This is a genomic window from Streptosporangium sp. NPDC004631 (assembly GCF_053601935.1).
Genome location: NZ_JBSGCR010000018.1, coordinates 54,694 through 80,278, shown reverse-complemented (window position 1 = coordinate 80,278; position 25,585 = coordinate 54,694). Strand labels below are relative to the sequence as shown.

General features: G+C 71.6%; 25 protein-coding genes. 15 read left to right on the top strand and 10 right to left on the bottom strand.

Annotated features, from left to right (window positions below; translation table 11 throughout):
- Positions 1-63 precede the first annotated feature (63 nt).
- Complete coding sequence (locus ACWEF2_RS19450; RefSeq protein WP_453816986.1) at positions 64-1,515, top strand: phosphatase PAP2 family protein; 1,452 nt, start codon at positions 64-66, stop codon at positions 1,513-1,515.
- A 280-nt stretch (positions 1,516-1,795) separates the two neighbouring features.
- The gene (locus tag ACWEF2_RS19445) at positions 1,796-2,785 is read left to right on the top strand and encodes a hypothetical protein (protein ID WP_453816984.1); all 990 of its coding nucleotides are present in this window, start codon (positions 1,796-1,798) and stop codon (positions 2,783-2,785) included.
- A gap of 136 nt (positions 2,786-2,921) precedes the next feature.
- On the opposite strand, the gene ACWEF2_RS19440 is transcribed toward ACWEF2_RS19445, so the two are convergent.
- Together ACWEF2_RS19440 and ACWEF2_RS19435 are read right to left on the bottom strand one after the other, a co-directional pair.
- Complete coding sequence (locus tag ACWEF2_RS19440; RefSeq protein WP_355597137.1) at positions 2,922-3,200, bottom strand: TFIIB-type zinc ribbon-containing protein; 279 nt, start codon at positions 3,198-3,200, stop codon at positions 2,922-2,924.
- Positions 3,201-3,247: 47 nt separating this feature from the next.
- Positions 3,248-4,153 (bottom strand): phosphotransferase family protein, encoded by a 906-nt coding sequence (locus ACWEF2_RS19435; RefSeq protein WP_453816981.1) that lies wholly within the window; start codon positions 4,151-4,153, stop codon positions 3,248-3,250.
- Positions 4,154-4,361: 208 nt separating this feature from the next.
- On the opposite strand from ACWEF2_RS19435, the gene ACWEF2_RS19430 reads away from it, so the two are divergent.
- Complete coding sequence (locus tag ACWEF2_RS19430) at positions 4,362-4,793, top strand: nuclear transport factor 2 family protein (RefSeq protein WP_453816979.1); 432 nt, start codon at positions 4,362-4,364, stop codon at positions 4,791-4,793.
- 97 nt (positions 4,794-4,890) lie between these two features.
- Positions 4,891-5,682, top strand: coding sequence for an HAD-IIA family hydrolase (locus tag ACWEF2_RS19425; RefSeq protein ID WP_355597141.1), 792 nt, complete (start codon positions 4,891-4,893; stop codon positions 5,680-5,682).
- A gap of 151 nt (positions 5,683-5,833) precedes the next feature.
- On the opposite strand, the gene ACWEF2_RS19420 is transcribed toward ACWEF2_RS19425, so the two are convergent.
- The 3 genes from ACWEF2_RS19420 to arfB all read right to left on the bottom strand — a co-directional run bounded on the left by ACWEF2_RS19420 (position 5,834) and on the right by arfB (position 7,636).
- Positions 5,834-6,277: an NUDIX hydrolase gene (locus tag ACWEF2_RS19420; protein ID WP_453816976.1), complete on the bottom strand. Its 444-nt coding sequence runs from the start codon at positions 6,275-6,277 to the stop codon at positions 5,834-5,836.
- A gap of 152 nt (positions 6,278-6,429) precedes the next feature.
- Positions 6,430-6,948 (bottom strand): RICIN domain-containing protein, encoded by a 519-nt coding sequence (locus ACWEF2_RS19415; protein ID WP_453816974.1) that lies wholly within the window; start codon positions 6,946-6,948, stop codon positions 6,430-6,432.
- A 265-nt stretch (positions 6,949-7,213) separates the two neighbouring features.
- On the bottom strand, positions 7,214-7,636 hold the full coding sequence (arfB, locus tag ACWEF2_RS19410; protein WP_453816972.1) for an alternative ribosome rescue aminoacyl-tRNA hydrolase ArfB: 423 nt from the start codon (positions 7,634-7,636) through the stop codon (positions 7,214-7,216).
- Between the two features lie 203 nt (positions 7,637-7,839).
- Here arfB and ACWEF2_RS19405 point away from each other — a divergent pair, with 203 nt between their 5' ends.
- The 3 genes from ACWEF2_RS19405 (at position 7,840) to ACWEF2_RS19395 (ending at position 10,615) form a co-directional block, all read left to right on the top strand.
- The gene (locus tag ACWEF2_RS19405) at positions 7,840-8,697 is read left to right on the top strand and encodes a hypothetical protein (protein ID WP_453816971.1); all 858 of its coding nucleotides are present in this window, start codon (positions 7,840-7,842) and stop codon (positions 8,695-8,697) included.
- A gap of 113 nt (positions 8,698-8,810) precedes the next feature.
- A complete protein-coding gene (locus ACWEF2_RS19400; RefSeq protein ID WP_453816969.1) occupies positions 8,811-9,320 on the top strand; it encodes a hypothetical protein in 510 nt (169 codons plus the stop codon).
- Between the two features lie 65 nt (positions 9,321-9,385).
- Positions 9,386-10,615, top strand: coding sequence for a cytochrome P450 (locus ACWEF2_RS19395; RefSeq protein WP_453816967.1), 1,230 nt, complete (start codon positions 9,386-9,388; stop codon positions 10,613-10,615).
- A 120-nt stretch (positions 10,616-10,735) separates the two neighbouring features.
- Here the strand turns inward: ACWEF2_RS19395 and ACWEF2_RS19390 are convergent, their stop codons facing one another.
- Complete coding sequence (locus ACWEF2_RS19390; RefSeq protein WP_453816965.1) at positions 10,736-12,163, bottom strand: MFS transporter; 1,428 nt, start codon at positions 12,161-12,163, stop codon at positions 10,736-10,738.
- Positions 12,164-12,278: 115 nt separating this feature from the next.
- Between ACWEF2_RS19390 and ACWEF2_RS19385 the strand changes: the two genes are divergently transcribed.
- The 5 genes from ACWEF2_RS19385 to ACWEF2_RS19365 all read left to right on the top strand — a co-directional run bounded on the left by ACWEF2_RS19385 (position 12,279) and on the right by ACWEF2_RS19365 (position 17,598).
- On the top strand, positions 12,279-13,229 hold the full coding sequence (locus tag ACWEF2_RS19385) for an STM4015 family protein (RefSeq protein ID WP_453816963.1): 951 nt from the start codon (positions 12,279-12,281) through the stop codon (positions 13,227-13,229).
- Between the two features lie 64 nt (positions 13,230-13,293).
- The gene (locus tag ACWEF2_RS19380; RefSeq protein ID WP_453816961.1) at positions 13,294-14,490 is read left to right on the top strand and encodes an STM4014 family protein; all 1,197 of its coding nucleotides are present in this window, start codon (positions 13,294-13,296) and stop codon (positions 14,488-14,490) included.
- A gap of 14 nt (positions 14,491-14,504) precedes the next feature.
- Positions 14,505-15,311 carry an STM4013/SEN3800 family hydrolase gene (locus ACWEF2_RS19375; protein WP_453817060.1) on the top strand — a complete coding sequence of 269 codons (807 nt, stop codon included), beginning with the start codon at positions 14,505-14,507 and terminating at the stop codon, positions 15,309-15,311.
- Positions 15,302-16,648, top strand: a complete 1,347-nt coding sequence (locus ACWEF2_RS19370; protein WP_453816959.1) for an STM4012 family radical SAM protein — start codon at positions 15,302-15,304, stop codon at positions 16,646-16,648. Before ACWEF2_RS19375 ends, ACWEF2_RS19370 begins: the two co-directional genes overlap by 10 nt.
- Before the next feature lie 68 nt (positions 16,649-16,716).
- Complete coding sequence (locus tag ACWEF2_RS19365; protein WP_453817058.1) at positions 16,717-17,598, top strand: STM4011 family radical SAM protein; 882 nt, start codon at positions 16,717-16,719, stop codon at positions 17,596-17,598.
- On the opposite strand, the gene ACWEF2_RS19360 is transcribed toward ACWEF2_RS19365, so the two are convergent.
- From ACWEF2_RS19360 to ACWEF2_RS19345, 4 genes are all read right to left on the bottom strand, one after another.
- The gene (locus tag ACWEF2_RS19360) at positions 17,574-18,605 is read right to left on the bottom strand and encodes a DUF6745 domain-containing protein (protein ID WP_453816957.1); all 1,032 of its coding nucleotides are present in this window, start codon (positions 18,603-18,605) and stop codon (positions 17,574-17,576) included. The genes ACWEF2_RS19365 and ACWEF2_RS19360 overlap by 25 nt on opposite strands.
- A gap of 21 nt (positions 18,606-18,626) precedes the next feature.
- Positions 18,627-18,953: a hypothetical protein gene (locus ACWEF2_RS19355; RefSeq protein ID WP_453816955.1), complete on the bottom strand. Its 327-nt coding sequence runs from the start codon at positions 18,951-18,953 to the stop codon at positions 18,627-18,629.
- Positions 18,954-19,225: 272 nt separating this feature from the next.
- Entirely contained in the window at positions 19,226-19,819 is a 594-nt protein-coding gene (locus ACWEF2_RS19350) for a TetR/AcrR family transcriptional regulator (RefSeq protein WP_355597187.1), read from the bottom strand.
- 231 nt (positions 19,820-20,050) lie between these two features.
- Positions 20,051-20,704, bottom strand: a complete 654-nt coding sequence (locus ACWEF2_RS19345) for a biliverdin-producing heme oxygenase (protein ID WP_355597189.1) — start codon at positions 20,702-20,704, stop codon at positions 20,051-20,053.
- 345 nt (positions 20,705-21,049) lie between these two features.
- Here ACWEF2_RS19345 and lon point away from each other — a divergent pair, with 345 nt between their 5' ends.
- The 3 genes from lon to ACWEF2_RS19330 all read left to right on the top strand — a co-directional run bounded on the left by lon (position 21,050) and on the right by ACWEF2_RS19330 (position 25,516).
- Positions 21,050-23,419 carry an endopeptidase La gene (lon, locus tag ACWEF2_RS19340; RefSeq protein ID WP_453816952.1) on the top strand — a complete coding sequence of 790 codons (2,370 nt, stop codon included), beginning with the start codon at positions 21,050-21,052 and terminating at the stop codon, positions 23,417-23,419.
- Positions 23,420-23,841: 422 nt separating this feature from the next.
- Positions 23,842-24,804, top strand: coding sequence for a methionine ABC transporter ATP-binding protein (locus tag ACWEF2_RS19335; RefSeq protein ID WP_453816950.1), 963 nt, complete (start codon positions 23,842-23,844; stop codon positions 24,802-24,804).
- 55 nt (positions 24,805-24,859) lie between these two features.
- Positions 24,860-25,516, top strand: a complete 657-nt coding sequence (locus ACWEF2_RS19330; RefSeq protein WP_453816948.1) for a methionine ABC transporter permease — start codon at positions 24,860-24,862, stop codon at positions 25,514-25,516.
- The last annotated feature ends 69 nt before the right edge of the window (positions 25,517-25,585 follow it).

Below are 25,585 nucleotides of genomic sequence, written 5' to 3'. Positions count from 1 at the left end.
ATCGGAGTATGCGACAGGACTAGGTTTCCGTGCGGGTACCCGGCGTTTCGAGGAGCGTGGGAAATGCGGTTGATGTCGCGGCTGGGCAGGATGGACCGGCGGCTCTTCGCCGCGGTGGCGGATGCGAGGCTCGCCGGTGTCGAGCGTCTCCTGCCCGCCCTGTCGCGGGCGGCGGACAACTCGCTGCTCTGGGCCGGACTCGCCGCCGCGTGCGCGGTCAGCGGGCGGCGGCCCCTGCGCCGCGCCGCCACCAGGGGGCTGCTCGCGGTCAGTCTGGCCAGCCCGCTGGTGAACCTGGTCGGAAAACAGATCTTCCGCCGCTCCAGACCCTCGTCGGAGGGTCTCCCGCTGACGCGGCTGATCAAGGTGCCCTCGTCGGCGTCGTTCCCGTCCGGCCACTCGGCCTCGGCGGCGGCGTTCGCCACCGCCGTGGCCATGGAGGCGCCGCTCGCGGTGACCGCCCCCGTGACGCTGCTCGCCGCCGCGGTCTGCTTCTCCCGCGTCTACACCGGCGTGCACTACCCGGGAGACGTCCTCGCCGGAGCCACGGTCGGTGTCGCGACCGGCCTGCTCACCCGGCGGCTCTGGCCCCGTGCCGCCGAGGCCGGGCAGGCCCGGGCCGCCGTCACCGCGCCCTCGGCCCGCTTCGACCCGGGGGGAGCGGGGGTGGTCGCGGTGGTGAACGACGCGGCCGGGAACGGCACGGGAACCGCGGGGCTGTTGCGCGAGGCGCTGCCCGGGGCCGAGGTCGTCGAGCCGGATCCGGAGGCCGATCTGCGGCCCGTGATGCGCGAGGCCGCCACACGCGCCGTCGTGCTCGCGGTGGCCGGTGGCGACGGCACCGTGGCCTGCGCCGTACGGGAGGCGCTGGCGGCCGAGGTCCCGCTGCTGGTCGTGCCCGCGGGGACCCTCGACCACTTCGCCCGCACACTCGGCCTGCAGACCGCGGGCGACGCCGTGGGGGCCTACCGGGCCGGGGAACTCGCCGCCGTCGATGTCGGCGAGGTGGCGGGAGGCGTCTTCGTCAACACCGCCAGCCTGGGCCTCTACCCCGAGCTGGTGGACCGCAGGGAGCGGCTTCAGGGCCGGATCGGCAAGTGGCCCGCCCTGCTGTGGGCCATGGCCGAGGTGCTCGGTCCCGGAGGCGCGAGCCCCGTCGACCTCGTCGTCGACGGCGTGCCCAGGCGGGTCTGGCTGGTGTTCGTCGGCAACTGCGGCTACGACTCACGCGGCGCGGTGCCCACCAGGCGGCAACGTCTGGAGGACGGTCTGCTGGACATCCGCGTGCTCGCCGCCGCCGACCGGCTGCCCAGGACCCGCGCGTTCCTCACCGTGATGACCGCCGGCCTCGGCCTGTCGCGTCACTACCGGCGGTGGCGGGCCGACACGCTGCGGATCTCCTCACCGTCCGGTCCGGTACGGCTGGCGCGCGACGGTGAGACGTGCACCGTGCCCGGGGACCTGGACTTCACCAAACGCCCCCGGTCGCTCCTGGTGATCCGCCCGGCCGGCTAGGCGTTCCGCCGCCGCGGCCCGGTGAACGCTTTCTCTGATATCGCGGTAAATGACGATATTTTAGTGGGAAGTGCTTTATTTTTCCCGGTGGCGGGCGATCGGCCGTCGTGCGGGCGGTGGGCCGCGACCGTGCGCTCCGACGGACGCACTGTCGTGTTCCCGACGCGGCGGGCCCTTGACATGTCCCTGACCTGCCTCTCGCGGGGAGGGGCGGTCACCCGGAAACACGGCCCGGTTCCGGGCGTTTGACGGGTTGTTGTCGATCAGGCGATAGTGAGGCGTGACTGCCCCCCGACTGCTCTCCTGCGCCGTGGTCACCATGCTGACCCTGAGCGCCTGCACCTTCACCGGCCCCGCCGAGCCCGTGGTCGGCCCGGCCACCGCGGGCGGTGTGGTGGGGTCGGGGCAGGGGGCCGGTGGCGAGCCGCCCACATCCCCCTCCACCGGTTCGCCCACCACGGTGGACCTGACCCCCGAGGCATACCGGGCCGAGCTCGACAGGGCGCGCGGCCCCATCAGGGACGCGCTCGGAAAGCTGAACGCGACCGGCGGCAAAGGGCTCGACCGGCGGCTGGAACAGACGGTCGCCACCCTGGAGGGGGCGGTCGCCGGCCTGGAGGCCCTGACCCCGCCGGCCGAGATCAAGATCCCGCACGGCGACTACGTTGGCACGCTCCGGCGGTTCACCGGCATGCTGGCCGGCGCCCAGGAGGACGTGCGGGCCCAGGAGGTCTGCACCGGGGCCGGTGTGCTGACCGGGCTGGAGGAGACGGGCCAGGTGTCGCCTCTTCTGCAGAGCGCGGCCGCCCTGGCCGCCCTGGGCGAGTACCGCACCGACGTCGTGCCGGTGAAGGTCTCGGAGAAGAGGTCCCGCCGCCTGCGCAACGGCGCCTTCATCAAGTCCGAGGGCCGCCCCGGGCGCGCCTACCTCGAACTGAGGAACGGCAACAGGCAGGACGCGGTCGTCGTGCTGGTACGCGGCAAGAAGAAGGTGATCACCGTCTACGTCCGCAGGAAGTCGAAGTTCAGGGTCCAGGGCGTACGGGACGGAAAGTACAACATCTACTACACCCTCGGCACCGACTGGGACTCCAGGGTGCGCGGCTTCACCCGGTCGTGCACCTTCGAGCAGTTCGGCAAGTCCGTGCTGTTCAGAACGGTGCACACCGCGACCCAGGTCCGCTGGACCGACTGGACCATCACCCTCAACGCCGTCGCGGGCGGCAATGTACGGCCCAAGCGCATCAAGCCGGGCGACTTCCCCGGCTGACCCGCCGCTCCGCCCGCCGCCGGGAGGGATCGGCGGGGCGGGCCCGGGGCCGTCGGGGAACCGTGGGGAGGAGCCGGAGACGAGAAGACCGCGATCCCGGTGGTGAGATCGCGGTCTCGGCGTCCCCCCGGTCGGATCAGGACGAGAACAGCATGCCCACCCAGCTGCGCTGGCGGTGGTGGCCGTAGTGGCCGTGCTGCGCGCCCCAGCCGGGGGCGCCGTGGTGCATCGGCGGGGGCGGCGGAGGCGGCGGGGGAGCCGCGTGGCGCTGCTGGGACCACTGGCTCTCCATCCGGGTCAGCGTCTCAAGCTCGCCATAGTCCAGGAAGATGCCGCGACAGCTGTCGCACTGGTCGATGTGGACGCCGTTGCGCTCGTAAGTGCGCATCGCGCCCCGACACTTCGGGCACTGCATCTGGCTGATCTCCTTGTTCCCGGGGTTGTCGTTGACGTAACCACAACCTACTGCGTGGGCACACTATGGCAGGCGCTTCGGAACCGGACAATCCTTTGGCAGGTATCGACGAGGATCTGCTCGACCTCGTCCAGTGGCCGTCCCTCCCGCTCGGCCTTGGCCACCGCCGCCGCCGTGAGCTGCACGGTCATCGCCTGCGCCGGCAGGTCCAGCCGCTCCCACGGGTCGCCGTCCGCTCCGGCGGCGTGCCCGCCCGCCATGCGGTACGCCGTGAGGAAGCGGTGCCAGACCTCCGGCTCCAGCAGCCCGGCGGCGAACCAGGCGGCGGGTCTGGCCAGGTCCCAGGCGGGGTCGCCGATCCCCAGGTCGTCGACGTCGATGAGGATCCACTCGCCCCGGATCCGGACCATCTGGCCCAGGTGCCAGTCGCCGTGCGCCGGCGTGGCCGGACCGGGCGGTGCCGGGGGCAGGCAGGCCAGGGCCCGGCGCACGACGAGCGCCGCGGCCGAGCCGTGCTCCAGCCGGGAGACCATCGCGGCCACCCGGGCCGGGCCGCCCGCCGGGGGCAGCGGGGGCAGCGGGGGCAGCGTCCGCGCCGGCACGGCGTGCAGCCGCGCCAGCAGCCGCGCCGCCGCCTCCCAGGGGGCCGCGTCCGGATCGTGATGGTCCACCGGGGTTCCGGCCGGCCACACGGTGACCAGCCGGTCACCGACGACCGTGACCTCCTCGGTCAGCGGTTCAAGCATGATCTCGCGCAGTGCCGGCCCCGCGACCGCGTGCATCCGCCGCACCAGCGGCGCCCGCTCCGCCCCGGGGGAGTGGGCCTTCACCACGACGGATCCGGCCCGCACGATGATCACGTCCGGCCTGGTCGGCAGCACCTCCGCGGGGGCCGAGCCGTACCGGACGGCGAGGCGCCGGAGCTCGCCGATCAGATCGTCGCTGTCGTTCATCCGGCAAGTGAACCACCGATCGCGGCGCCGCCGTACGGGGGTCTGAGCACAGGCCCGCCTCGCCGGGGTGAGCCGGGCCGGAGGCCAGGGACGCCGGGGACGTCCTCCACGATCTCAACCTCGACCCGCGGACCGGTTCACCCGGCGCCGCCCCGAGGCGGTGCCGGAGGCCCTCGCGCCTTTACCATGCGTTTAGTTGGATATGGGTATGAGGGAACGGGAGATCGCGGACCGGCTGGAGATCGGCGACCTGCTCGCCAAGTACGCCTACGCCGTGGACAACGGGGACTGGGCACGGCTCGACCTCGTGTTCACCGCGGACGCGGTGATCGACTACACCGCGTCCGGCGGTGTCCGCGGCACCCGGGACGAGGCGCGGCGGTGGCTGGCCGAGACGCTGTCACGCTGGCCGGGGCGTCATCACCTGATCGGGGTGCCGGTCATCAGGTTCGAGGGGGACGAGGCCGTGGTCACGGTCTCGTTCACCGGCACGCTCGCGCGGTCCAGGGGCGCGGTCCCCGGCGGCGAGGCCGGGCTTGTCCGCGGCGGCGGGTGGTATCACCACCGCCTGATCCGCACCCCCTACGGCTGGCGCAGCAGGGAACTGGTCGAGGAACAGTCCTGGCGCATCGAGCAGTAGAGCGGTGCGGTGGACCTGATGACACGCGGCCCCGTCTCACCTGTCACCCTTGTCCTGGGTCCGTCGTGCGGGACCGCGGAGAGAACACGGGGGAGTGATGGAGGAACGCAAGCCGATCGAGTGCTGGCTGTCGGACATGGACGGGGTTCTCGTCCACGAGGGCCACCCCGTCCCCGGTGCGGACGAGTTCATCCGGCGCCTGCGCGAGTCCGGCAGACGGTTCCTGGTGCTCACCAACAACTCCATCTACACCCCGCGCGACCTGGCCGTACGGCTGCGCGCCGCCGGTCTTGACATCCCCGCCCGGTCGATCTGGACCTCGGCGCTGGCCACGGCCAGGTTTCTGGACGGCCAGCGTCCCGGCGGCTCCGCCTACGTGATCGGTGAGGCGGGCCTGACCACCGCCCTGCACGAGGCGGGTTACATCCTGACCGATATCCAGCCCGACTACGTGGTGCTCGGTGAGACCCGTACCTACAGCTTCACCCAGATCACCCGGGCCATCCGGCTGATCGAGGGCGGGGCCCGCTTCATCGCGACCAACCCCGACCCGGTCGGCCCGTCGAACGAGGGCTCGCTGCCCGCCTGCGGTGCGGTCGCGGCGTTGATCACCAAGGCGACCGGTGTGCAGCCCTACTTCGTCGGCAAGCCCAACCCGATGATGATGCGCAGCGCGCTGCGTGCCATCGACGGCCACAGCGAGAGCACCGCCATGATCGGCGACCGGATGGACACCGACATCGTCTCCGGGATGGAGGCGGGGCTCCACACGATCCTGGTGCTCAGCGGCGTCACGACCAGGGACCAGGTGGACCGTTACCCGTTCCGCCCCTCCCAGGTGGCCGACTCGGTCGCCGACCTGATCGAGATGATCGACAACGGTACCTGACACGATCGCCCGGGAGGGTCCGCCAGGGCCGCCCGGGGAGCGCGACCACCCGGGGAGGCGGCGCCGCGGCAGGCTGGGAAGGTCTGCTAACCGTCCGGGGAGCGGGGCGTCCGGGAAGGTCGTGCCGGGCCGGCGGGGATCCGGGGCCGGGTCAGGAGATCAGCTCGGGCAGCCTGGTGATGTGGTCGGCCAGGTAGGCGCCGAGTTCCGGGGGGACCAGGTTGATGGCGGTGATCTCGGCGGGATCGAGCGGTAGCCGGACCACCTCGTAGAGACCCCTGGCGGGGTCGGAGAACTCCGGGCCGCAGCGCAGGGCGAGATCCATGGAGACCAGGCGGCAGCCGTAGACGTGCTGGGTCTTGACGCCCTCCTCGCGGACGCACTCCAGGGTGGTCAGCGGGGTGACGCCGGAGACGGTGGCGCCCAGCTCCTCCAGCACCTCGCGGTGCAGGGTGTGTTCCAGGGAGGCGTCCCCGGGCTCGACGTGGCCGCCGGGGATGGACCAGTAGAGCTCCTCGCCGGGAACCGTACGCCGGAACAGCACGAGCCGGTCGTCGTCGAGGAGAACCGCGCGGACGCTGGGGACGAGAGGCATCTGTTCATTCTGTCACCTTGACCGTGGAGACCCCGGTCCGCAGGTGACCGGGCGCCGCCGCTGGACGGTGGTCGGCCTCGTCCCGCGCGTGCCGCAGGGGGCGAGGCCGGCCACCTGTGGTCACGAGGTCCGCGGCAGGGGGTTTCGCCGAGTCAGGACGCGTCGATGAAGCTCCACCGCTGGTAGTCGTCGTCGGGGTCGGTCGGGCTGAGAACGGCGCCGGCCTCGTCGTCTCCGGCGGCCAGGGACAGCCCCTCGTACCTGGCGCTTTCGAACAGGCCGATGTTGGGGCCCTCGGGCGAGAAGTGCCACTTCTGGGCTGCTCGGGTGTCGCACATGCGCAGTTTGATCTGACCGGTGGTGCTCCGGGGCGACTCGGCGGTGACGCAGAGGTCGGGGTCGACGACGGTGATGATGTGGAAGGTGCCGTCGTTCTGCCTGTCCAGGATCCACTTCTGGTTGTCCTGCCAGTTGGGGGTGTAGGTCAGCACGACCGCGCCCGGTCTGACGTCCCCCTCGGACACATCCAGATTCTGGTTTCCGCCCTCGTTCCGGATGAAGATCCTGCCGTCGGGGGCGGCCGAGGCCGGACCCGCCCCGGCGACCACGACGGCGGCGAGGAGGCTCGCGGAGAGGGCGGCGAGCGCGGAGATCCTGCGGATGGTGAACATGGGGACATGCTCCTTGTCTGTACTGCGGAGAGGGACCGCGGGCTGGATGGGCCGACTCGTCGTCCGGCTCGGGGCTCAGCCCGACAGTGACCGAGTGTTTCAGATCGACTACTCAAAGTCACCGTGCCCTGAAGGTAAGGTTCCCCTGCCCGTAAGCGCCGGCGCGTCCTTACCCGATCCGGGCCGGTCCGGGGCGACCACCCGCGGCGCCGGACCTCTCGGCGTTCCGGGCGGCGACGAGGCGCCACGTCCGGAGAACGGAGGCCTAGTGGTCGTCCCGGCGCAGCCGCTTGAGGTCGGAACGGCGCTTCTTGGCGGAGATCCGCCGCTCGACGGCGCCCCTGCTGGGCTTGGTGGGGCGGCGCCTCCTGGGCGGCGGGGCGACGGCCTCCCGCAGGAGCCGGGCCAGGCGCGTCTCGGCGGCCTCGCGGTTGCGCAGCTGGGAGCGGAACTCGGAGGCGGCGATGGTGATGACCCCGTTCACCAGGCGGGGTCCGAGGCGCTGCAGGGCGCGGACCTTGAGTGCCGGGTCGAGCGCCTCGGTGGCGGCCAGGTCGAAGCTGAGCTCGACCCGGCTGTCGGTGGTGTTGACCCCCTGCCCGCCGGGGCCCGAGGAACGGGAGAACCGCCAGTGGAGCTCGGCCTCGGGGACGGAGACCGAGTCGCTGACCTGAAGTGGGCCCGACATGGCGACCGCCTCCTTCCCACGGGGTGCACCGGGACGTCTTGATCGGGGTGTGCGTCCAGGATATCGAGAGGACAAACCTATTGATCAAGTGATTTATGCCCATCCTGAATGGGGCGACGGATACGGACTTGTGAGTCCCGGTCTTTTTCCGTCACAGTGACCTGGGGGGCCGCACGGATCCGCGAACGGAAGGGCGGGAACGCGTGGGCAAGATTGTCGGCGTGCACGGGATAGGCAAGTACCACTACTACCGGGAGGCCGGAAACTCGGTGGGCGACGCGGCCGCGGCGGTGCGCGACAAGTGGGACCGTTATCTGCACAGGGGGCTGACCGGCGGCCTGCCGTACGACCGGCAGCGGTATATCACCGAGATCGCCTACTACGCCCACCTGCTGGGGGAGCACAAGGACGAGTCTCCTCGCGCCGTGCAGACCATGGACGTCCCGTCCCAGCAGGTCTTCGTCGCGTGGGCCGGGCAGCTCGGCTCGCTGAGGGAGGGGCTGCCCGGCTCGCTGGGGGAGGGGCTGACCGGCGCGCTGCACCGGATGACCGGCTGGCTGCTGGACCGCCTGCAGGCCAAGGCCGCCGACTTCGCCAGGTTCTTCTGCCCCGAGGTCGCCGCGTACATGACCGCCGACGGCGAGACGCGGGCGAAGGCGCGTCTCGCCGTGGCGGAGGTGATCGAGCGCAGTCGGCCGGAGGTGGTGATCGCGCACTCGCTCGGCAGCGTGGTGACCTACGAGGCGCTCTGGGCCGATCCCGGCCCGGAGGTGGATCTGCTGATCACTCTCGGCAGCCCGCTCGGCATGCGCAACGTGATCTTCGACCGCCTGTTGCCCGCCCCGGTCAACGGCTGGGGTGAAAAACCGCCACATGTCCGGCGATGGGTGAACATCGCCGATAAGGATGACATCGCGGCCATCCCGGCGGCGCTGCGAGGGTGCTTCACCGGGGTCGACCAGGAGACGCTGGTGAACCTCGACTGGCTCGACTTCCACACGGTGGAGAAGTATCTGGGCTGCGGCGCGCTCAACGAGCACCTGGAGCCGTACCTGGGCTGACGGCGCGGACGCGGGTGAGCGGCCCCGGGCCGGCGGACTCCGGTACGGCGGGCCGCTCTCCCGCTTGATCTGATCGCCAGGAATTCTGAATGATTTGTTAGATGATGCGGCATATGAGTTACGTCGCCAAGAGGCTCGCCGCCGGGGTTCTCGCCGCCGCGCTGGGCGGTACCCTCCTCGTCCAACCTCCCGCCGCGGCCACCGCCATGACCACCGCCGCGGCCGCCACCGCCGCCGACTTCCACTACGACGTCTACTTCCCCAAGTACACCCGCCGGGGCGGATACCTCACCTACACCGTGAAGGTGCGCAACCGGAAGGCCAGGGGCCAGCACTACGTGGCGCTCGTCGGGGAGTTCTCCCGCCACTTCCGCAGGCTCAAGGTGATCGACAGACCGCGCAGCGTCAGGTGTGCCGTCAAGCGGCGGACCCTGGCCTGCCTGATCTCCTCGCTCGACAAGGGGGACTCCACCACCGTCAAACTGCGCGGATGGGTGGGCTCGCGCCGGGGAACCGCCGTGGCCAGGTTCGGCGCGGTCGTCACCGACGAACCGGGCGTCTCCGTGGGAAGGCTCGCCAAGCGGATCCGCCATCACGTCAGGGCGACGTCGAAGGTCCTTTGAGCGCGGAGTGGAGGAGCGTGTTCCCGGCGGGCGGGCGCGGGTAAAGAACGTGCCAGGATTGGGGTATGGGAATCGACCTGGCTGATCTGGGGTTCTGGCGCCGCCCGCCGAAGGAGCGGCACGAGGCGTTCGCGCGGCTGCGGGAGCTCGACCGGCCGGTCTTCTTCCCGGAGAGGCGGGTGCCGCTGCTCCGTTCGGGCAAGGGGTTCTACGCCCTCGTCCGGCACGCCGACGTGGTGGAGGCCAGCCGCAACGCCAAGGTGTTCTCCAGCGAGCCCGCGGTGACCAACCCCGAGCCGCCCGGCTGGGTCAAGCACGTGTTCGGCGAGTCCATGGTGAACATGGACGACCCCCGGCACGCCCGGCTGCGGCGCATCGTCTCCCGCGCGTTCAGCCCCAGGATGCTGAGCAACCTGCAGGGCGACATCGACGGGGCGTGCGCGAGGATCGTCGACGACGTGGTGGCCGCCGGCCCCGGTGACTTCGTCGCCCAGGTCGCCGCCCGGCTGCCCATCCACGTGATCTGCGACATGATGGGCATCCCCGACGACGTGCGGACCCGGGTGCACCGGCATGTGGACGTCTCCACCGCCTACACCGGGGTACGGCCCAGCCTCGCGCAGACGGTCCGGATGGGCGCCCGGAACATGACGGCGCTGCTCGCCCTGCAACGTCTGGTGATCAAACTCGGCAGGGAGCGCGCGGAGGCGCCCGGGGGAGACCTGGTCTCGGCGCTGGTCACCGCCAACGTGGACGGCGAGCGGCTGACCGATCGCGAGCTGGGGTCGTTCTTCGCGCTCCTGCTGGTGGCGGGGAACGAGACGGCCCGCAACACCATGGCCCACGGCATCAAGCTGCTCACCGACAACCCCGAGCAGCGCCGTCTGCTGGTGGAGGACTTCGACGCCCGCATCGGCGGGGCGATCGAGGAGATGGTCCGCCACGTCTCGCCCATCATGCAGTTCCGCCGCACCGTCACCCAGGACTACGACCTGCGCGGACTGCGTCTGAAGGCCGGGGACAAGGTCGTGCTCTTCTACGGCTCGGCCAACCGCGACGAGGAGGTCTTCCCGGACGCCGACCGGTTCGACATCACCCGCGACACCAAGCCGCACGTGGGCTTCGGCGGTCCCGGCCCGCACTTCTGCCTGGGCGCCAACCTCGCCCGCCAGGAGATGAGGACGATGTTCCGCGAACTGCTGACCCGGCTGCCGGAGATCCGCTCGGTCGGCGAGCCCGAACTGCTGGTCTCCAACTTCGACAACAGCGTCCGCACCCAGGCGTTCACCTTCTGACCCCGCGGTCTCGCGTCCTCGCCCGCGGGCGAGGCGGGGGAACCGTACCGCCCGTGTGCCGCCGTGTCACCGGCCGCCCGGCGGGTGCCGGCGCGGTGTCGTTCCCCGGAGGGGGAGGCGTCATTTTCCCGGATGGGGGGCGGCCACCGGGCAGTCCGGCCGGGGCTGGGACTCGGCCAGGACGTTCTCCCTGATGGTGAGGGAGGTGATCGCCGCGGCGACGCCCATCATCGCCGCGGCGATCAGCATCGTGGTGTGGAACCCGGCGGTGAAGACGGGCGGGGAGTCGAAGGCGTCGCCGGTCAGGCCGGCCAGCGGCGGGATCGCGGCGACCGCGAGCAGTCCGCCGGTCCGGGCCACGGCGTTGTTGACCCCGCTGGCCACCCCCGCGTAGCGCTCGGCGGCGGTGGCCAGCACGGTCGCGGTGAGCGGGGCGACCGCGGCCGACAGTCCCAGCCCGAACAGGGTCGTCGCCGGCAGCACATCCATGACGTAGGACGAGCCCTCGCCGATCCGTGACATCAGCAGCATCCCGGCCGCGCAGGTCAGGATGCCGGCCGTCATCGGGATCCGGGCGCCGATCCGCTTGGCCAGCTCACCCGCCGGGGCCGACAGCAGCAGCATCAGGACCGTCGCCGGGATCAGCGCGGCCCCGGCCACCGTCGGGGAGAAGCCCGCCGAGACCTGCAACTGCACGACCAGCAGGAAGAACACCACTCCCATCGCGGCGTACATGACGAACGTCACCACGTTGACCGCGGTGAACACCTTCGAGGTGAAGACCCCGACCGGCACGAGCGCGCCGGGCGAGCGCCTGATCTCCAGCCAGACGAACGCGGTGCCCAGGAGCAGGCCCGCCACGAGCGGGATCGTCTCCAGGCCGATCAGGCCGTAGGTGATCCCGGTCAGCGCCAGCGCGGCCAGCGCCGCGCCCAGCACGTCGAACCGGCCTCCCGCCCGCACGTCCCTGCTCTCCGGCACGTGCCGTACGGCCACCGCCACCACCAGCACAGCCAGCGGCAGGTTGATCAGGAACACCCATCGCCAGCCGGCCGTCTCCACCAGCCACCCGCCGAGCAGAGGTCCGATGGCCGTCGCGACCCCGCCCAGCCCCGACCAGGCCCCGATCGCCCTGGGCCGGTCCTCCCGGGCGAAGGACGCCTGGATGATGGCGAGGGATCCGGGGGTGAGCAGCGCCCCGCCGACACCCTGCAACGCCCGGGCCGCGATCAGCGTCTCGATGGTGGGGGCCAGCCCGCACAGGGCCGAGGCGACCGCGAACCAGACGACGCCGATCAGGAAGACCTTGCGCCTGCCGTAACGGTCGCCGAGCGAGCCGCCCAGCAGGATCAGCCCGGCCAGGGTGAGGGTGTAGGCGTTGACCGTCCACTGCAGGCCGGCCATGTCGGCCTTGAGATCGGCGCCGAGCGCGGGCAGCGCCACGTTGACGACCGTGCCGTCCAGCATGGCCATCCCCGAGCCGAGCACCGTGGTGAGCAGGACCCAGCGGCCGGAGGCCGAGCTGAGCCGTATGCGGCCGTTGTCCATAACCTTCATCTTGACTGACCGTTTTTGCCCGTCCAGTCCGGAGGAAGGATTCTCGAAGTGTCGGTGATCTCTGGTAGGACGTGGTCTGTCACGTTTCGCCTGACAGGAGCCCTGGATGGACCACACCGAGTTCAACGACGAGGTCGACGACCTCTACCGAGGAAACTACGCCGGCCTGCCGATCGCGGACCTGAGCTCCGCCGACGTGCGGACACTCGCCGCCGGTGAGGTGGTGTGGCAGATCTCGGAGGACGTGCACGATTCGGAGGAGACCTTCGAGGAGCTGTTCGGCCGTTTCCTGGAGACGGTGGCCACCGCCGAGGTCAGGGCGATCATCATCGGTGGATGGGGCGAGGCCTACGAGAGGAGCTCGGCGGACGTCGTCCGGCTGCTCGTGGAGAACGCCGCCCGGTTCCCGGCGCTCCGGTTGCTCTTCTTCGGGGAGATGTCGTCGGAGGAGTGCGAGATCTCCTGGATCCAGCAGAGTGACGTCACCCCGTTGCTGGAGGCGTTCCCGCTGCTGGAGCGGCTGGACGTCAGGGGGGGAACCGGGCTGGAGCTGCGCCCGGTCAGGCACGCCAACCTGCGAATGCTCCGGTTCGAGACGGGTGGGCTGCCCGCCTCGGTGGTCCGGGGTGTCGCCGAGAGCGAGTTCCCCGCGCTGAAGTACCTGGAGCTGTGGCTGGGCGTCTCGGGGTACGGCGGGGACGCCACGGTGGCGGACCTGGAGCCGATCCTGTCGGGGGAGAGGCTGCCCGCGCTGCGGCACCTGGGGTTGCAGGACAGCGAGATCCAGGACGAGATCGCGGCGGCGGTGGCGTCGGCTCCGGTGGTGGCGCGGCTGGAGTCGCTGGCCCTGTCGATGGGCGTCCTCACCGACGAGGGTGCCGAGGCGCTGCTGTCCGGCCAGCCGCTGACCCACCTCAGGCGCCTCGACCTGCACCACCACTTCATGAGCGACGCGATGACGAGCCGCGTCGAGACGGCCCTCGCGGGCGTCGAGGTCGACGTCTCGGAGCAGGAGCGATCGGACGACGAGTGGCGTTACGTCGCGGTGGCCGAGTAGCGTCGCCGATCCGCGCATGAGTCTCCCCAACGCGCCACGTCGCGATCAGCGAACAGGTTCTTCCATGATCCATGAGCGTATGACGTCCCTCGCCGGGCGTGCTGCCGCAGCCCCACCACAGGACCCGGCGTTACGCGGAGGTGCCGGAGCGACCGCGCTGACGGTCGTCGGCACGCCCGGAGAACGGCGGGTGACCATGTTCGCCGAGGCCTGCCTCCGCAACGGCCTGCGCGAACCCGAGGTCGTGCCGTGGACCTCCGTGCTCCGGGGCGCGGAGATCCGGCTGGAGCCGGGGACGCTCGTGCGGATCGAGTCGCCCGGAGGCGACGCCGCGGCCGACGCGCTGCTGCGCGGGCCGGGCGAGCCCTCCCGGGTCGGCGGCGGAGCCGCCTGGTACGCCGCCTTCACGACCGCCGTGGCGCGCGTCCGCGAGGCCGTCGAGCGGACGCCGGGAGCGGTGCTGCTCGCCGACGTCGGCGAGATCGCAGTGATGTTCGACAAGAGGCTGTGCCACGCGAGGCTGTCGGAGGCGGGGGTGCCGGTGCCGCCCGCCCTGCCCGGGCCGATCGGCGGCTACGCCGAGCTCCGCGAGCGGATGGGCGAGGCGGGGTGGGGCCGGGTGTTCGTCAAGCCCGCCCACGGTTCCTCGGCCTCAGGGGTCGTCGCCCTGCAGGCGTCCGGAGAGCGGGTGAAGGCGGTGACGTCGGCGGAGCCGGCCGCCGGTGGGCTGTACAACTCGCTGCGGGTGCGTTCCTACGAGGACGAGATCGACGTGGCGGCGATCGTCGACCTGCTGGCCGGTGACGGGCTCCACGTGGAGCGGTGGTTTCCCAAGGCGGGGCTCGGCGGCCGGACGATCGATCTGCGGGTGGTGGTCGTCGACGGCACGCCGACGCACGCGGTGGTCCGCGCGAGCCGCACGCCCATGACCAATCTGCACCTCGGAGGGGAACGCGGTGATCTCGACGCGGTCAGGCGGCGGCTCGGCCCGCGAGGCTGGGAGCGGGTTCTGGAGACCTGCTCGGGGGCGGCGGCGTGTTTTCCCGGGAGCCTGTCGGCCGGGGTCGACCTGATGATCGGTGTCGGCTGGCGGAACGTCGCGGTGGCCGAGGTCAACGCCTTCGGCGACCTGCTGCCCGGGCTGACCGGGATGCCGGGCGGCGGCGCGGAGGGCCTGGACGCCTATGACGCCCAGGTCAGGGCCGTCATCGCCCGCCGTACGGCGAAGGCCGGGGCGGTGGCGGGGACGGGGGCGCGGTGAGGCTCGTGCGGGACATGAACGACATCGTGGGCGGCCACGACCTGCTGCTGGTGACGCTGGACACGCTCCGCTACGACGTGGCCGACGAGCTGATCGGCGCGGGGAGGCTGCCCACTCTGGCCAGGGCGCTCCCCGGCGGGCGGTGGGAACGGCGGCACAGCCCCGGGAGCTTCACCTACGCCGCGCACGCCGCGATCCTGGCGGGCTTCCTGCCCACCCCGGCTACGCCGGGGCCGCATCCCCGGCTGTTCGCGGCGGCGTTCCCCGGCAGCGAGACGACGGCCGGGACCACATGGGCGTTCGACGCCCCCGACCTGCCCGGCGGGCTGGCGGGGGCGGGCTACCACACCGTCTGCGTCGGGGGAGTGGGGTTCTTCAACAAGCTCACCCCGCTCGGTTCCGCGCTGCCGGGACTGTTCGCCGAGAGCCACTGGGATCCGGCGTTCGGGGTGACCTCGCCGACCTCGTTCGAGGCGCAGATCGCGTGCGCCGAGCGGGCGGTGGCGGGGGCGGACGGGCCGGTGTTCCTGTTCGTCAACGTGTCGGCGCTGCACCAGCCGAACTGGTTCCACCTGCCGGGCGCCACCGCCGGGCACGGTGACGACAGGCGGAGCCACGCCGCCGCGCTGGAGTACGTGGACCGGCACATCGGTCGGCTCTTCGCGCTGATGAGCGCTCGGCGGCCGGGGTTCGCGATCGTCTGTTCCGATCACGGCACTGCCTACGGTGAAGACGGATACATCGGTCATCGGATCGGCCACGAGGTCGTCTGGACCGTGCCCTACGGAGAGTTCACGATGGAGCGGGGAGAATGGCGTTGACGCCGAGTCCGGCCGGTGGTCCGAGTGGTTCGATCGACGCGGGACCGTACCAGGGATACGTCTACGCCTATCCGCACAAGACGGCCTACCGGCCGCTGGATCCGCGCCCGTCGCTCCGGGAGGTGTGGGAGGGCGAGCCGTCCGGCGGTCTCTTCCTCTACCTGCACATCCCGTTCTGTGAGATGCGCTGCGGATTCTGCAACCTGTTCACCCGGACCGGAGCCCCCGAGGAACTCGTCGCCGCCTACCTGGACGCCCTGGAGCGTCAGGCGAACGCCGTACGGGACGCGCTGGACGGCCCCCGGTTCGTCACCGCGGCGATCGGCGGCGGCACGCCGACCTACCTGAGCGCGGCCGAGCTCACCCGGATGTTCGACCTCACCGAGCGGATCATGGGCGCCGACCTGCGGGCCGTGCCGCTGTCGGTGGAGACCTCGCCCGCGACCGCGACGGCCGACCGGCTCGCCGTCCTGGCGGAGCGGGGCACGACCCGGATCTCGATCGGTGTGCAGAGCTTCGTCGACGCCGAGGCGCGCGCGGCGGTCCGGCCGCAGAGGCGGCAGGAGGTGGAGGCGGCGCTCGGCCGGATCAGGGAGACCGGCTTCGAGGCGCTCAACATCGACCTGATCTACGGGATCGACGGGCAGACCGAGCGGTCCTGGCGTCACTCGCTGGACGCGGCGCTCGGCTGGGAGCCGGAGGAGATCTACCTCTACCCGCTGTACGTCCGCCCGCTCACCGGCCTGGGCCGTCGCGCGCGCAACTGGGACGACCACCGGCTCGGCCTCTACCGGCAGGGGCGCGACCGGCTGCTCGCCGCCGGATACGAGCAGGTCTCGATGCGGATGTTCCGGCTGCCGGGATCCTCCGGCGCGACCGAGTACTGCTGCCAGAGCGACGGCATGGTCGGCCTCGGCTGCGGAGCCCGGTCCTACACCTCCGATCTTCACTACTCCTACGAGTACGCCGTGGGCGCGGGCCGGGTACGCGCGATCATCGACGACTACGTACGGCTCGCGCCGGAGGAGTTCGCGGTCGCCAACGTGGGGTTCCGCCTGGAGGACGGCGAGCGCCGCCGCCGCCATCTGATCCAGTCGCTGCTGCAGGCCGAGGGGCTGGACACGGCCGCCTACCGCGAGCGCTTCGGCACCGAGGCGGCGGCCGACTTCGGCGGGGAACTGGAGCGCCTGGCGGCCCGGGGCTGGCTGGAGACCGCGCGGGCCGGTGAGACCCGCCTCCGGCTCACCCCCGAGGGGCTCGCCCACTCCGACGCGATCGGCCCGGCGCTGTTCTCCGGCAGGGTCCGCGAGCTGATGGCGGGATACGAGGACAGGTGAACGAGCGCGAGAGGGTTCACCTCCCCGTCCTCCAGGGACTCGGGGGAGAGGACCGTGCCGGAGGCCACCTGACGATCCTGTACCGGGGGCCGCTGTCGAGCTGCGACTACGACTGTCCCTACTGCCCGTTCGCCAAGCGCCGCGACAGCCCCGAGCGGCTGCGGCGGGACCGGGCGGCGCTGGAGCGCTTCACCGGGTGGGTGGCGGAGCGGGAGCGCCCGATCTCGATACTGTTCACACCCTGGGGCGAGGGGCTGGTCCGGTCCTGGTACCGGCGGGCGATGGTCGAGCTCAGCCATCTCCCGCACGTCCGCCGGGTCGCCATCCAGACCAACTTCAGCTGCCGCCCCGGCTGGCTGGCCGAGGCCGACCTGGACACGCTCGCCCTCTGGGTGACCTACCACCCCGGCCAGGTCGACTACGAGCGCTTCCTGGACAGGTGCCGTGACCTGGTCACCCGCGGGGTCCGCTTCAGCGTCGGCGTCGTCGGGCTGCCCGAGCACCTGGACCGGGCCCGGCGCCTGCGGGCCGACCTGCCCGCCGAGGTGTATCTGTGGGTGAACGCCGCCGAGGGGCACCTCTACACCGACGACGAGGCGGCCCACTGGACCGAGATCGACCGGCTCTTCCCCTACAGCCGCACGCCGCACCGCAGCGCCGGGCAGCCCTGCCGTACGGGGGACACCGTCATCTCGGTGGACGGCGAGGGCACCGTACGGCGCTGCCACTTCGTCCCGGCCGTCCTCGGCAACCTCTACGACGGGACGTTCCGCCCGGAGGCCAGGGCCTGCCCGGCGGCCCTGTGCGACTGTCACATCGGCTACGTCCACCTGGAACGGACCGGCCTCTACGACGTCTTCGCCGGCGGGATCCTGGAGCGTATCCCCCGTGTGAACCCGGTCGCGGGCGGCGGATCCGGCGGACCTCAGGTCTCCCGGGCGGGGCGGTAGTCGGTCTCTGACAGGTTGAAGGTCCAGGCCACGCCCTCCCGGGCGGTGCGGACGGACGGCGGGACGCGTAGCCAGTACTTACGGAAGGTGCCGTCGGGCTCGGCGGTGGAGTTGACCACCTCGACCATCACGACCGGCTCGTCCTCGGGCAGTTCGATCCGCCAGAGGACGCCCGTCTCGTCCTGGTGCAGCGGGGTCGCGCCGGACTCGGCGAGATAGCGGTCGTAGCCGAAGTGCTCCAGCATGACCCGGCGCAGCTCCGCGTTCTCCTCGGCGCGGATGCGCTGCGGGGTCAGCGTCGCCATGGAGGCGGCGAAATCGGCCGGGACGGGCATGCCGCCCCAGGCGTGCACCGCGAAGCCGTCGGGGAACAGCAGCGCCGGGCCGTCGGCGCGGTGCAGGCGCGACAGGTCGTCGAGATGCAGTTCGGAGGGGCGCTCGCAGACGACGGCCACCTGTTCGAAGGGCCACCACCAGCCCGCCGACCGGGCGACCTGGACCAGCCCCTCCACCTCCGGCCTGTCCAGCGCGTCGAACAGCGACAGCCACGGCGCGTCCTGCTGGCCCAGCACGGCGTCCAGGGTGGAGGCGCGCAGCGCGGCCGCGAGCGTCTCCGACTCCTCCGTCGCGGCGATGCCCCGGCGGATCTGGGTGATCAGCCTGTTCGCCGGATCCCAGAGCCGCCCACCGGTCAGCGACCAGGCCAGTGACCAGGTCGTGATGCCGAGCGAGGCGTGCGCGTCGGCCCTCGCCCGCTCCCACGGCCCGGTCCGCACCGCGTCGCGCACCGGTCTTTCGGCGCCGAGTGCGGCGACGGCCCTCGCGCCCGCGGCGGGGGAGCCGACCCAGACGATCTTCTCGGGTTCGGCCAGCCCGGCGATCCGGTAGGCCAGCCGTACCCCCGCCTCCGCGCCGGGACGGTCGGCGGGGCCGGTCTGGAAGGCCACCCGCTCCCAGCGGAGGGCGGCGGAGGTCAGGACGTCGGCCAGCTCTGTGGTGACGGTCATCTTCGCGGGTCTCCTCGAAAGTCAGTCGGCGACGACGCGGAAGGCGCCGGGGATGTATTCGCGCTGGCGCTGCACGCGGTACCAGCCCTTGGGCAGGGAGATCGCGGCGTGCTCCTCGTGGACGACGCGCCCGCCGGCGGGGACGTGGAGGAAGTCGGGGTCCATCGGGCGCAGGCCGCGGACCAGAGTGCCCGAGCCGACCACCGCGTGGGCGTGGCCGGTGGCCTCGCCCAGGGCCAGCACCAGGCGGCCGTGGGCGTCACGCGGTACGGACGGCGAGGTCAGCGCCGAGGCGGGCACGGTCTCCTCGCGGACGGGCACGATCAGGATGTCTCCCTGGCGGTACATCTCGTAGGCTCCTCGAATCGGGGGTGATCGAAAGCTATCGGCCGCCGCCGACATTTTTTCCTCCCGGCGGACCGTTCCTCCCGGCGGACCGGGACCGGGCGATCACCGCGCCGCGCGTCCGGTTCGCCCTCTTCCGTTGAGGTTCATCGTTGACGGCCTTGCGCCCCGGCGGGTGAGAGGCCGCCCGCCGGACATGGGGCGAGCCCGGCACCCACGGTGACGCCGATCCCTCGTGGTGACGCCGGTGATCCGGGAGGCCCGTGTGGGGCGGTTCAGGCGCCCAGCCCGCGCAGGACGAACCCGCAGACGATCGTCTCGGCCTCCTCGGGCGTCACCGTGCCGCTGAGCAGCGGCACCCGTTCGGCGCCGATGACGGCGAGGATGATCCGGGCGGTGGCGGTCACATCGGGAGCCTGGAAGTCGCCCGAGGCCACGCCGCTGTCGATGATGCCGGTCAGGATGCGCTGCATCGGCGCGACGTGGTCGGCCAGTCGCTGGTAGGCGTCGGGGCCCAGGGCCGCCGACAGGTCGGCGGGGCCGGGATGGGGGTGGGCGAGCAGCCCGGCCAGCTGGAGCCTGACGAACACCCGCAGTCGCTCGACGGGGGAGGCCTGCCCGTGCAGCTCACGCTCGTAGCTCTCGATGAAGTAGTGCGTCACCCGCTCGGTGAAGGCCAGCAGCAGCGCGGCCTTGTCGGGGAAGTAGTTGTAGAGAACGGTCCGGGTGATCCCGGCCTCAAGCGCCACGTCCGTCATCGAGATGGTGTCGATGCCCTGGTCGCGCGAGAGGCGCGAGACGGCCTGCAGGATCCGGTCCTGGGTCTGGGCGCGGTGCTCGCCGATGGTCGCGGCCGAAATCCGGGGCATGCTCCCATGGTCGCACAGTGCCGGTGGTGCGACCGGGCCGTTCCCGCCGGGTCCTCGGGGACGGTCCTCCGGGGTTTCCGGGGCCGTCCTCCCGCCCCGCCGTACGGCCTCGCGCCGCGTCCGCGCTCTCCGGTGCCGTGCCCCGCGGCGCCGCGTCCCGGGTGTGAAACGCTCCGGTACGGCATGCCGTACCGGAGCGTTCGCCATGCGTGCGGCAGGTCGGGCCGCGGGTCAGGCGACGAGCTCGGCCCGCGCCACCCGGCCGAGGTCGGCGAGGACCTCGGTGTTGAGCTGGTAGGCGAGCCTGGTCTCGCCGATGATCCGCTGCTTCTCCGCCTCGTCCACCGGGAGCGCGTCGAGGCGGGCGCGGTAGTCGTTCTTGAAGCGGGGCAGGCTGCCGACCTCGTCGAAGAGGTAGAAGTCGACGCCGCCGCCCGGCTGGTAGCCGTAGATCTTCTGCAGCTCCATCCGGATGAACTGCCCGCCGGACAGGTCGCCCATGTAGCGGGTGTAGTGGTGGGCGATGTGGCCGCCCGGCCAGTCGGCGACCTGCTCGATCCTGGCGACCAGCGTCCTGGTCGGCCTGGAAGGCTCGATCCTGGACCTCCAGTCGGCGCCGTAGATCGTCTCCAGGTCACGGATCAGCGCCTCCTCGCGGTAGAGCACGGGAAAGACGAACGGCCCGGCGACGGGGTCGTCGGCGAGCGCGCGGGAGGCGTTGTCGAGAGCGACGTAGGCGAAGTAGTGCTGGGCCACCAGCTCGCCGTAGGCCTCGCGGCTGAGCCGGCCCGCCATCAGGGCTTTGAGGTAGCCCTCGTCCTCGGCGGACTCGTGGTCGCTCCAGGTGGCGTTTCTGAGTACTTCAGAGAAGGGCGACTCGCTCATGATCACTCCGCGTCAGAAGGGCTTTTCATGACACAGTGTCACAAAGAGCGGGAACCCTCGTCAAGTCGATGACGACACCCTGTCATTAAAACACCCCGGCCGGGCCGACCGGCCGACGGTGTCGTCGACGGCCCGGCGTGGCCCGTGACGGCGCCCGCGTGATCGGGGGCCGGGGCGGGGCGGTGGCCGCACCGGCGGCCCGGAGGCCGGGCCGAGGGAACCCGGCACGCCCTCCCGGCGGGAAAATTACACCATTACCATCGCTCACAGCGAACACGCTCAACGTCGGGAACAATCCTGCGCTCCCATTAATTGAGTCTGTATAACTCAACCCCTGGAGTGCAGATGAGTGAGAGTTTGGTCCTCCCGGTCCTGCCGCTCGACGACGAGGTCGTGCTCCCGGGCATGGTCGTCCCGCTGGACCTGTCCGAGAACGAGGTCCGGGCTGCGATCGACGCGGCTCGGGCACTCGCCGAGAACAAGCCGGAGGTGCTGCTCGTCCCCCGCATCGACGGCAGGTACGGTTCCGTGGGGGTCAAGGCCGTGGTCGAGCAGGTCGGCAGGCTGCCCGGCGGCGAGCCCGCCGCCGTGGTGCGCGGCGTCGGCCGGGTCCGGGTGGGCGCGGGCACGACGGGCCCCGGTGCGGCCCTGTGGGTCCAGGCCACCCTGATCGACACCGTCAAGGTGGGGCCCCGCGCCGAGGAACTGGCCAAGGAGTACAAGGCGCTGGCCACCACCATCCTGCAGAAGCGGGGCGCCTGGCAGGTCGTCGACGCGGTCAACCAGATGAACGACCCGTCGGTCCTCGCCGACAACTCCGGCTACGCCCCCTGGCTGACCACCCGGCGCAAGGTCGAGATTCTGCAGACCGCCGACCCCGCCGACCGGCTTTCGATGCTGGTCGAGTGGTCGCGCGAGCACCTGGCCGAGCTCGACGTGGCCGAGACGATCCGCAAGGACGTTCAGGAGGGCATGGAGAGGCAGCAGCGCGAGTTCCTGCTCCGACAGCAGCTCGCCGCGGTCCGTAAGGAGCTGGCCGAGCTCAACGGCTCCTCCCCGGAGACCGAGGAGGAGGACTACCGGGCCCGCGTCGAGGCGGCCGACCTGCCGGGCAAGGTGCGCGAGGCCGCGCTCAAGGAGGTCGACAAGCTGGAGCGGACCTCCGAGCAGTCTCCCGAGACCGGCTGGATCCGCACCTGGCTCGACACCGTCCTCGACATTCCGTGGAACGAGCGGACCGAGGACTCCTACGACATCACCGCGGCCCGCGCCGTCCTCGACGCCGACCACACCGGCCTCGACGACGTCAAGGACCGCGTCATCGAATATCTCGCCGTCCGCGGGCGCAGGGCCGAGAGGGGGCTCGGCGTGGTCGGCGGACGGCGCAGCGGCGCCGTGCTCGCGCTGGCGGGCCCTCCCGGAGTCGGCAAGACCTCCCTCGGCGAGTCCGTCGCCCGCGCGATGGGCCGCAGGTTCGTCCGTGTCGCCCTCGGCGGCGTCCGCGACGAGGCCGAGATCCGCGGTCACCGCCGCACCTACGTCGGCGCCCAGTCGGGGCGGATCGTCCGCGCGATCCGCGAGGCCGGCTCGATGAACCCGGTCGTGCTGCTGGACGAGGTGGACAAGGTGGGCTCCGACTACCGGGGCGACCCGACCGCCGCGCTGCTGGAGGTGCTCGACCCGGCGCAGAACCACACCTTCCGCGACCACTACCTGGAGGTCGAGCTCGACCTCAGCGACGTGCTCTTCCTGGCGACCGCCAATGTGCTGGAGGCCATCCCCGGCCCGCTGCTGGACCGCATGGAGGTCGTGACACTCGACGGCTACACCGAGGACGAGAAGGTGGCGATCGCCCGCGACCACCTGCTCCCGCGCCAGCTCGACAAGGCCGGCCTCACCGCCGAGGACGTCACCGTCACCGAGGACGCCCTGCGCGGGCTGGCCGGCGAGTACACCCGGGAGGCCGGTGTCCGGTCCCTGGAGCGCTCGATCGCCAGGATCCTGCGCAAGGTGACAGCCAACGTCGCGCTCGGCGAGGCCGGACTGCCCGTGACGGTGGGGGACCTGGTTCCCTACCTGGGCCGTCCGCGCCACGTGCCGGAGTCCTCGCTCCCGGAGTCCCGTCAGCGTACGGCGGTGCCGGGTGTGGCGACCGGTCTCGCGGTCACCGGGGCGGGCGGCGACGTCCTCTACGTCGAGGCGTCCCTGGCCGACCCGGAGACCGGCGACACCGGCTTGACCCTGACCGGCCAGCTCGGCGACGTCATGAAGGAGTCGGCCAGGATCGCCCTGTCCTACCTGCGCTCGCGGGGCGCGGAGCTGGAGCTGCCGGTGGCCTCCCTGAAGGACCGCTCGGTGCACGTCCACTTCCCCGCGGGGGCGGTGCCCAAGGACGGCCCGTCGGCCGGGGTCACCCTGACCGCGGCCCTGGCCTCGCTGCTGTCGGGCCGTCCGGTCAGGGGCGATGTGGCCATGACCGGCGAGGTCTCCCTCACCGGCCGGGTGCTCCCGATCGGCGGGGTCAAGCAGAAGCTGCTGGCCGCCCACCGGGCGGGCATCACCACCGTGCTGATCCCGGCACGCAACGAGCCCGACCTGGACGACGTCCCCGAGGCCGTCCGTGACGAGCTCACCGTTCACGTGGTGAGCGACGTGCGCGAGGTCCTGGAGATCGCGCTCACTCCGGCCACGGCCGCCGAGCCGGCCGCGGCCTGACCCGTCCCCGGAGGCTCCGGCCTCCGGGGACGACTCGGATTTCTCCGAGCTTTCCCCTTTTCCCCCGCATGTGACTGGTATCACGTGAAATGTCGGGAATTAAGGTAAGCGAGCCGCGCGTTGAGGCAGACGTGAACGTGGCACATCTTCTCGGCACGACCCCGCAGGGCCGGGTCGTGTGTCGTGGCAGGTGTATGCGCATGTGTGAGATGCCGGGCGTACGAGCCACAGGCTGTACGCACTCCACGCGCTGAACTCCGCCGCCACCCGTTCTCCTCTCCGAAGGCCCCGAAACCATGACCTGCCCCGCGGACGACCTCGTCCTGCGCCGCCTGAGCCACCTCCCCTTCGACCCCGGCACGCGCTAGCCGTTCCCCGGCCACGAGTCCTTTTTGGTGATCCGTCCACGGTGGGGAACAGCTGTGATTGATGTGTCAGGCCTGCGGAAGGTCTATCGAGACCGGAACCGCGAGGTGGTCGCCGTCGAGCGCGTCGACCTCCACGTCCGGCGGGGGGAGATCTTCGGCGTGCTCGGGCAGAGCGGCGCCGGCAAGAGCACGCTGCTGCGCTGCGTGAACCTCCTCGAACGCCCCACGGAGGGCACCGTCACGGTGGCCGGCCGTGAGTTGACCGCGCTGGGAGAGGCCGAGCTGCGCGGAGCCCGGCAGCGGATCGGGATGATCCACCAGCACTTCGCCCTGCTCTCCTCCCGGACGGTCGCCGGCAACGTGGCGTTCCCGCTGGAGGTCATGGGGATCGGCAGGGCCGAACGCGCCAGGCGCGTCGCCGAGCTGCTGGAGCTGGTCGGACTGGCCGGCAAGGCCCGCGTGCACCCGGCGCGACTGTCCGGCGGGCAGAAGCAGCGGGTCGGCATCGCCCGCGCGCTGGCCGGCAACCCCTCGGTGCTGCTGTCCGACGAGGCCACCTCGGCTCTGGACCCCGGCACCACGCAGTCGATCCTCTCCCTGCTCAAACGCCTCAACCGTGAGCTGGGCCTGACCATCCTGCTGATCACCCACGAGATGAACGTGGTCAAGACGATCTGCGACTCGGTCGCCATCATGCGCGACGGCCTGATCGAGGAGTCCGGCACCATCCCCGAGCTGATCGCCAGGCCGGGATCCCGGCTCGCCTCGGAGCTGTTCCCCCTCCCCGCGCCCGACCCGGGAAACGTCACGATCACCTTCACCGGCCAGGCCGACGAGCCGGTCGTGTCGCAGGTGGTCCGCGGGTTCGACGTGGACGTCAACATCCTCGGCGGGGCACTGGAGGAGGTGGCGGGCGTCTCCGCCGGGCGGCTGCGGCTGCGCCTCACCGGCGACGGCCGCGCCGCCGCCCTGGCCTACCTGGCCGGGCGCGGGCTGCTGGTGGAGGAGGCCCGGTGAACGGGCCGGCGGGAACACCCCGGACCCGGCCCGTACGACGCCCGGAGGAGATCGCATGACCTGGGACGAGATGGTCCCGCTGCTGTGGGAGTCGACCGGGCGGACCGTCCTGATGGTCGCCTGGTCCACCCTGTTCACCGTGCTGCTCGGGCTGCCGCTCGGCATCGCGCTGGTCGTCACCGACCGAGGCGGCCTGTTCCCCTCCTGGACGCTGAACCGGGTGCTCGGGCTGATCGTCAACATCGGCCGGTCGCTCCCGTTCATCATCTTGATGATCGCGGTGATGCCGCTGACCCGGATGATCGTGGGTACTACCATCGGCACCGCGGCCACCGTGGTACCGCTGACCCTCGGCGCCGCGCCGTTCTTCGCCCGGCTGGTGGAGACCGCGCTGCGCGAGGTCGGCCAGGACAAGGTCCAGGCGGCGCGGGCCATGGGCGCGGGCCGTACGACGGTCGTCGGCAAGGTCCTGCTGCCCGAGGCGATGCCAGGTCTGGTCGCCGGGCTCACCGTGACGGTGGTCGCGCTGATCGCCTACTCGGCGATGGCCGGGGCGATCGGCGGCGGCGGCCTCGGTGACCTGGCCATCCGCTACGGCTACCAGCGTTACGAGACCGAGCTCATGGTGTTCACCATCGTCGTGCTGTTCGCCGTCGTCCAGCTCGTGCAGGTGCTCGGCGACACCGTCGCCCGGCGTCTCGCCCGCCGCTGACCCCTTTTCCGTCTCCCTCCCCAGGGGCCGCCACGAGCGCGGCCCCGGTTTCCCCTCCCAGAAGGAGCG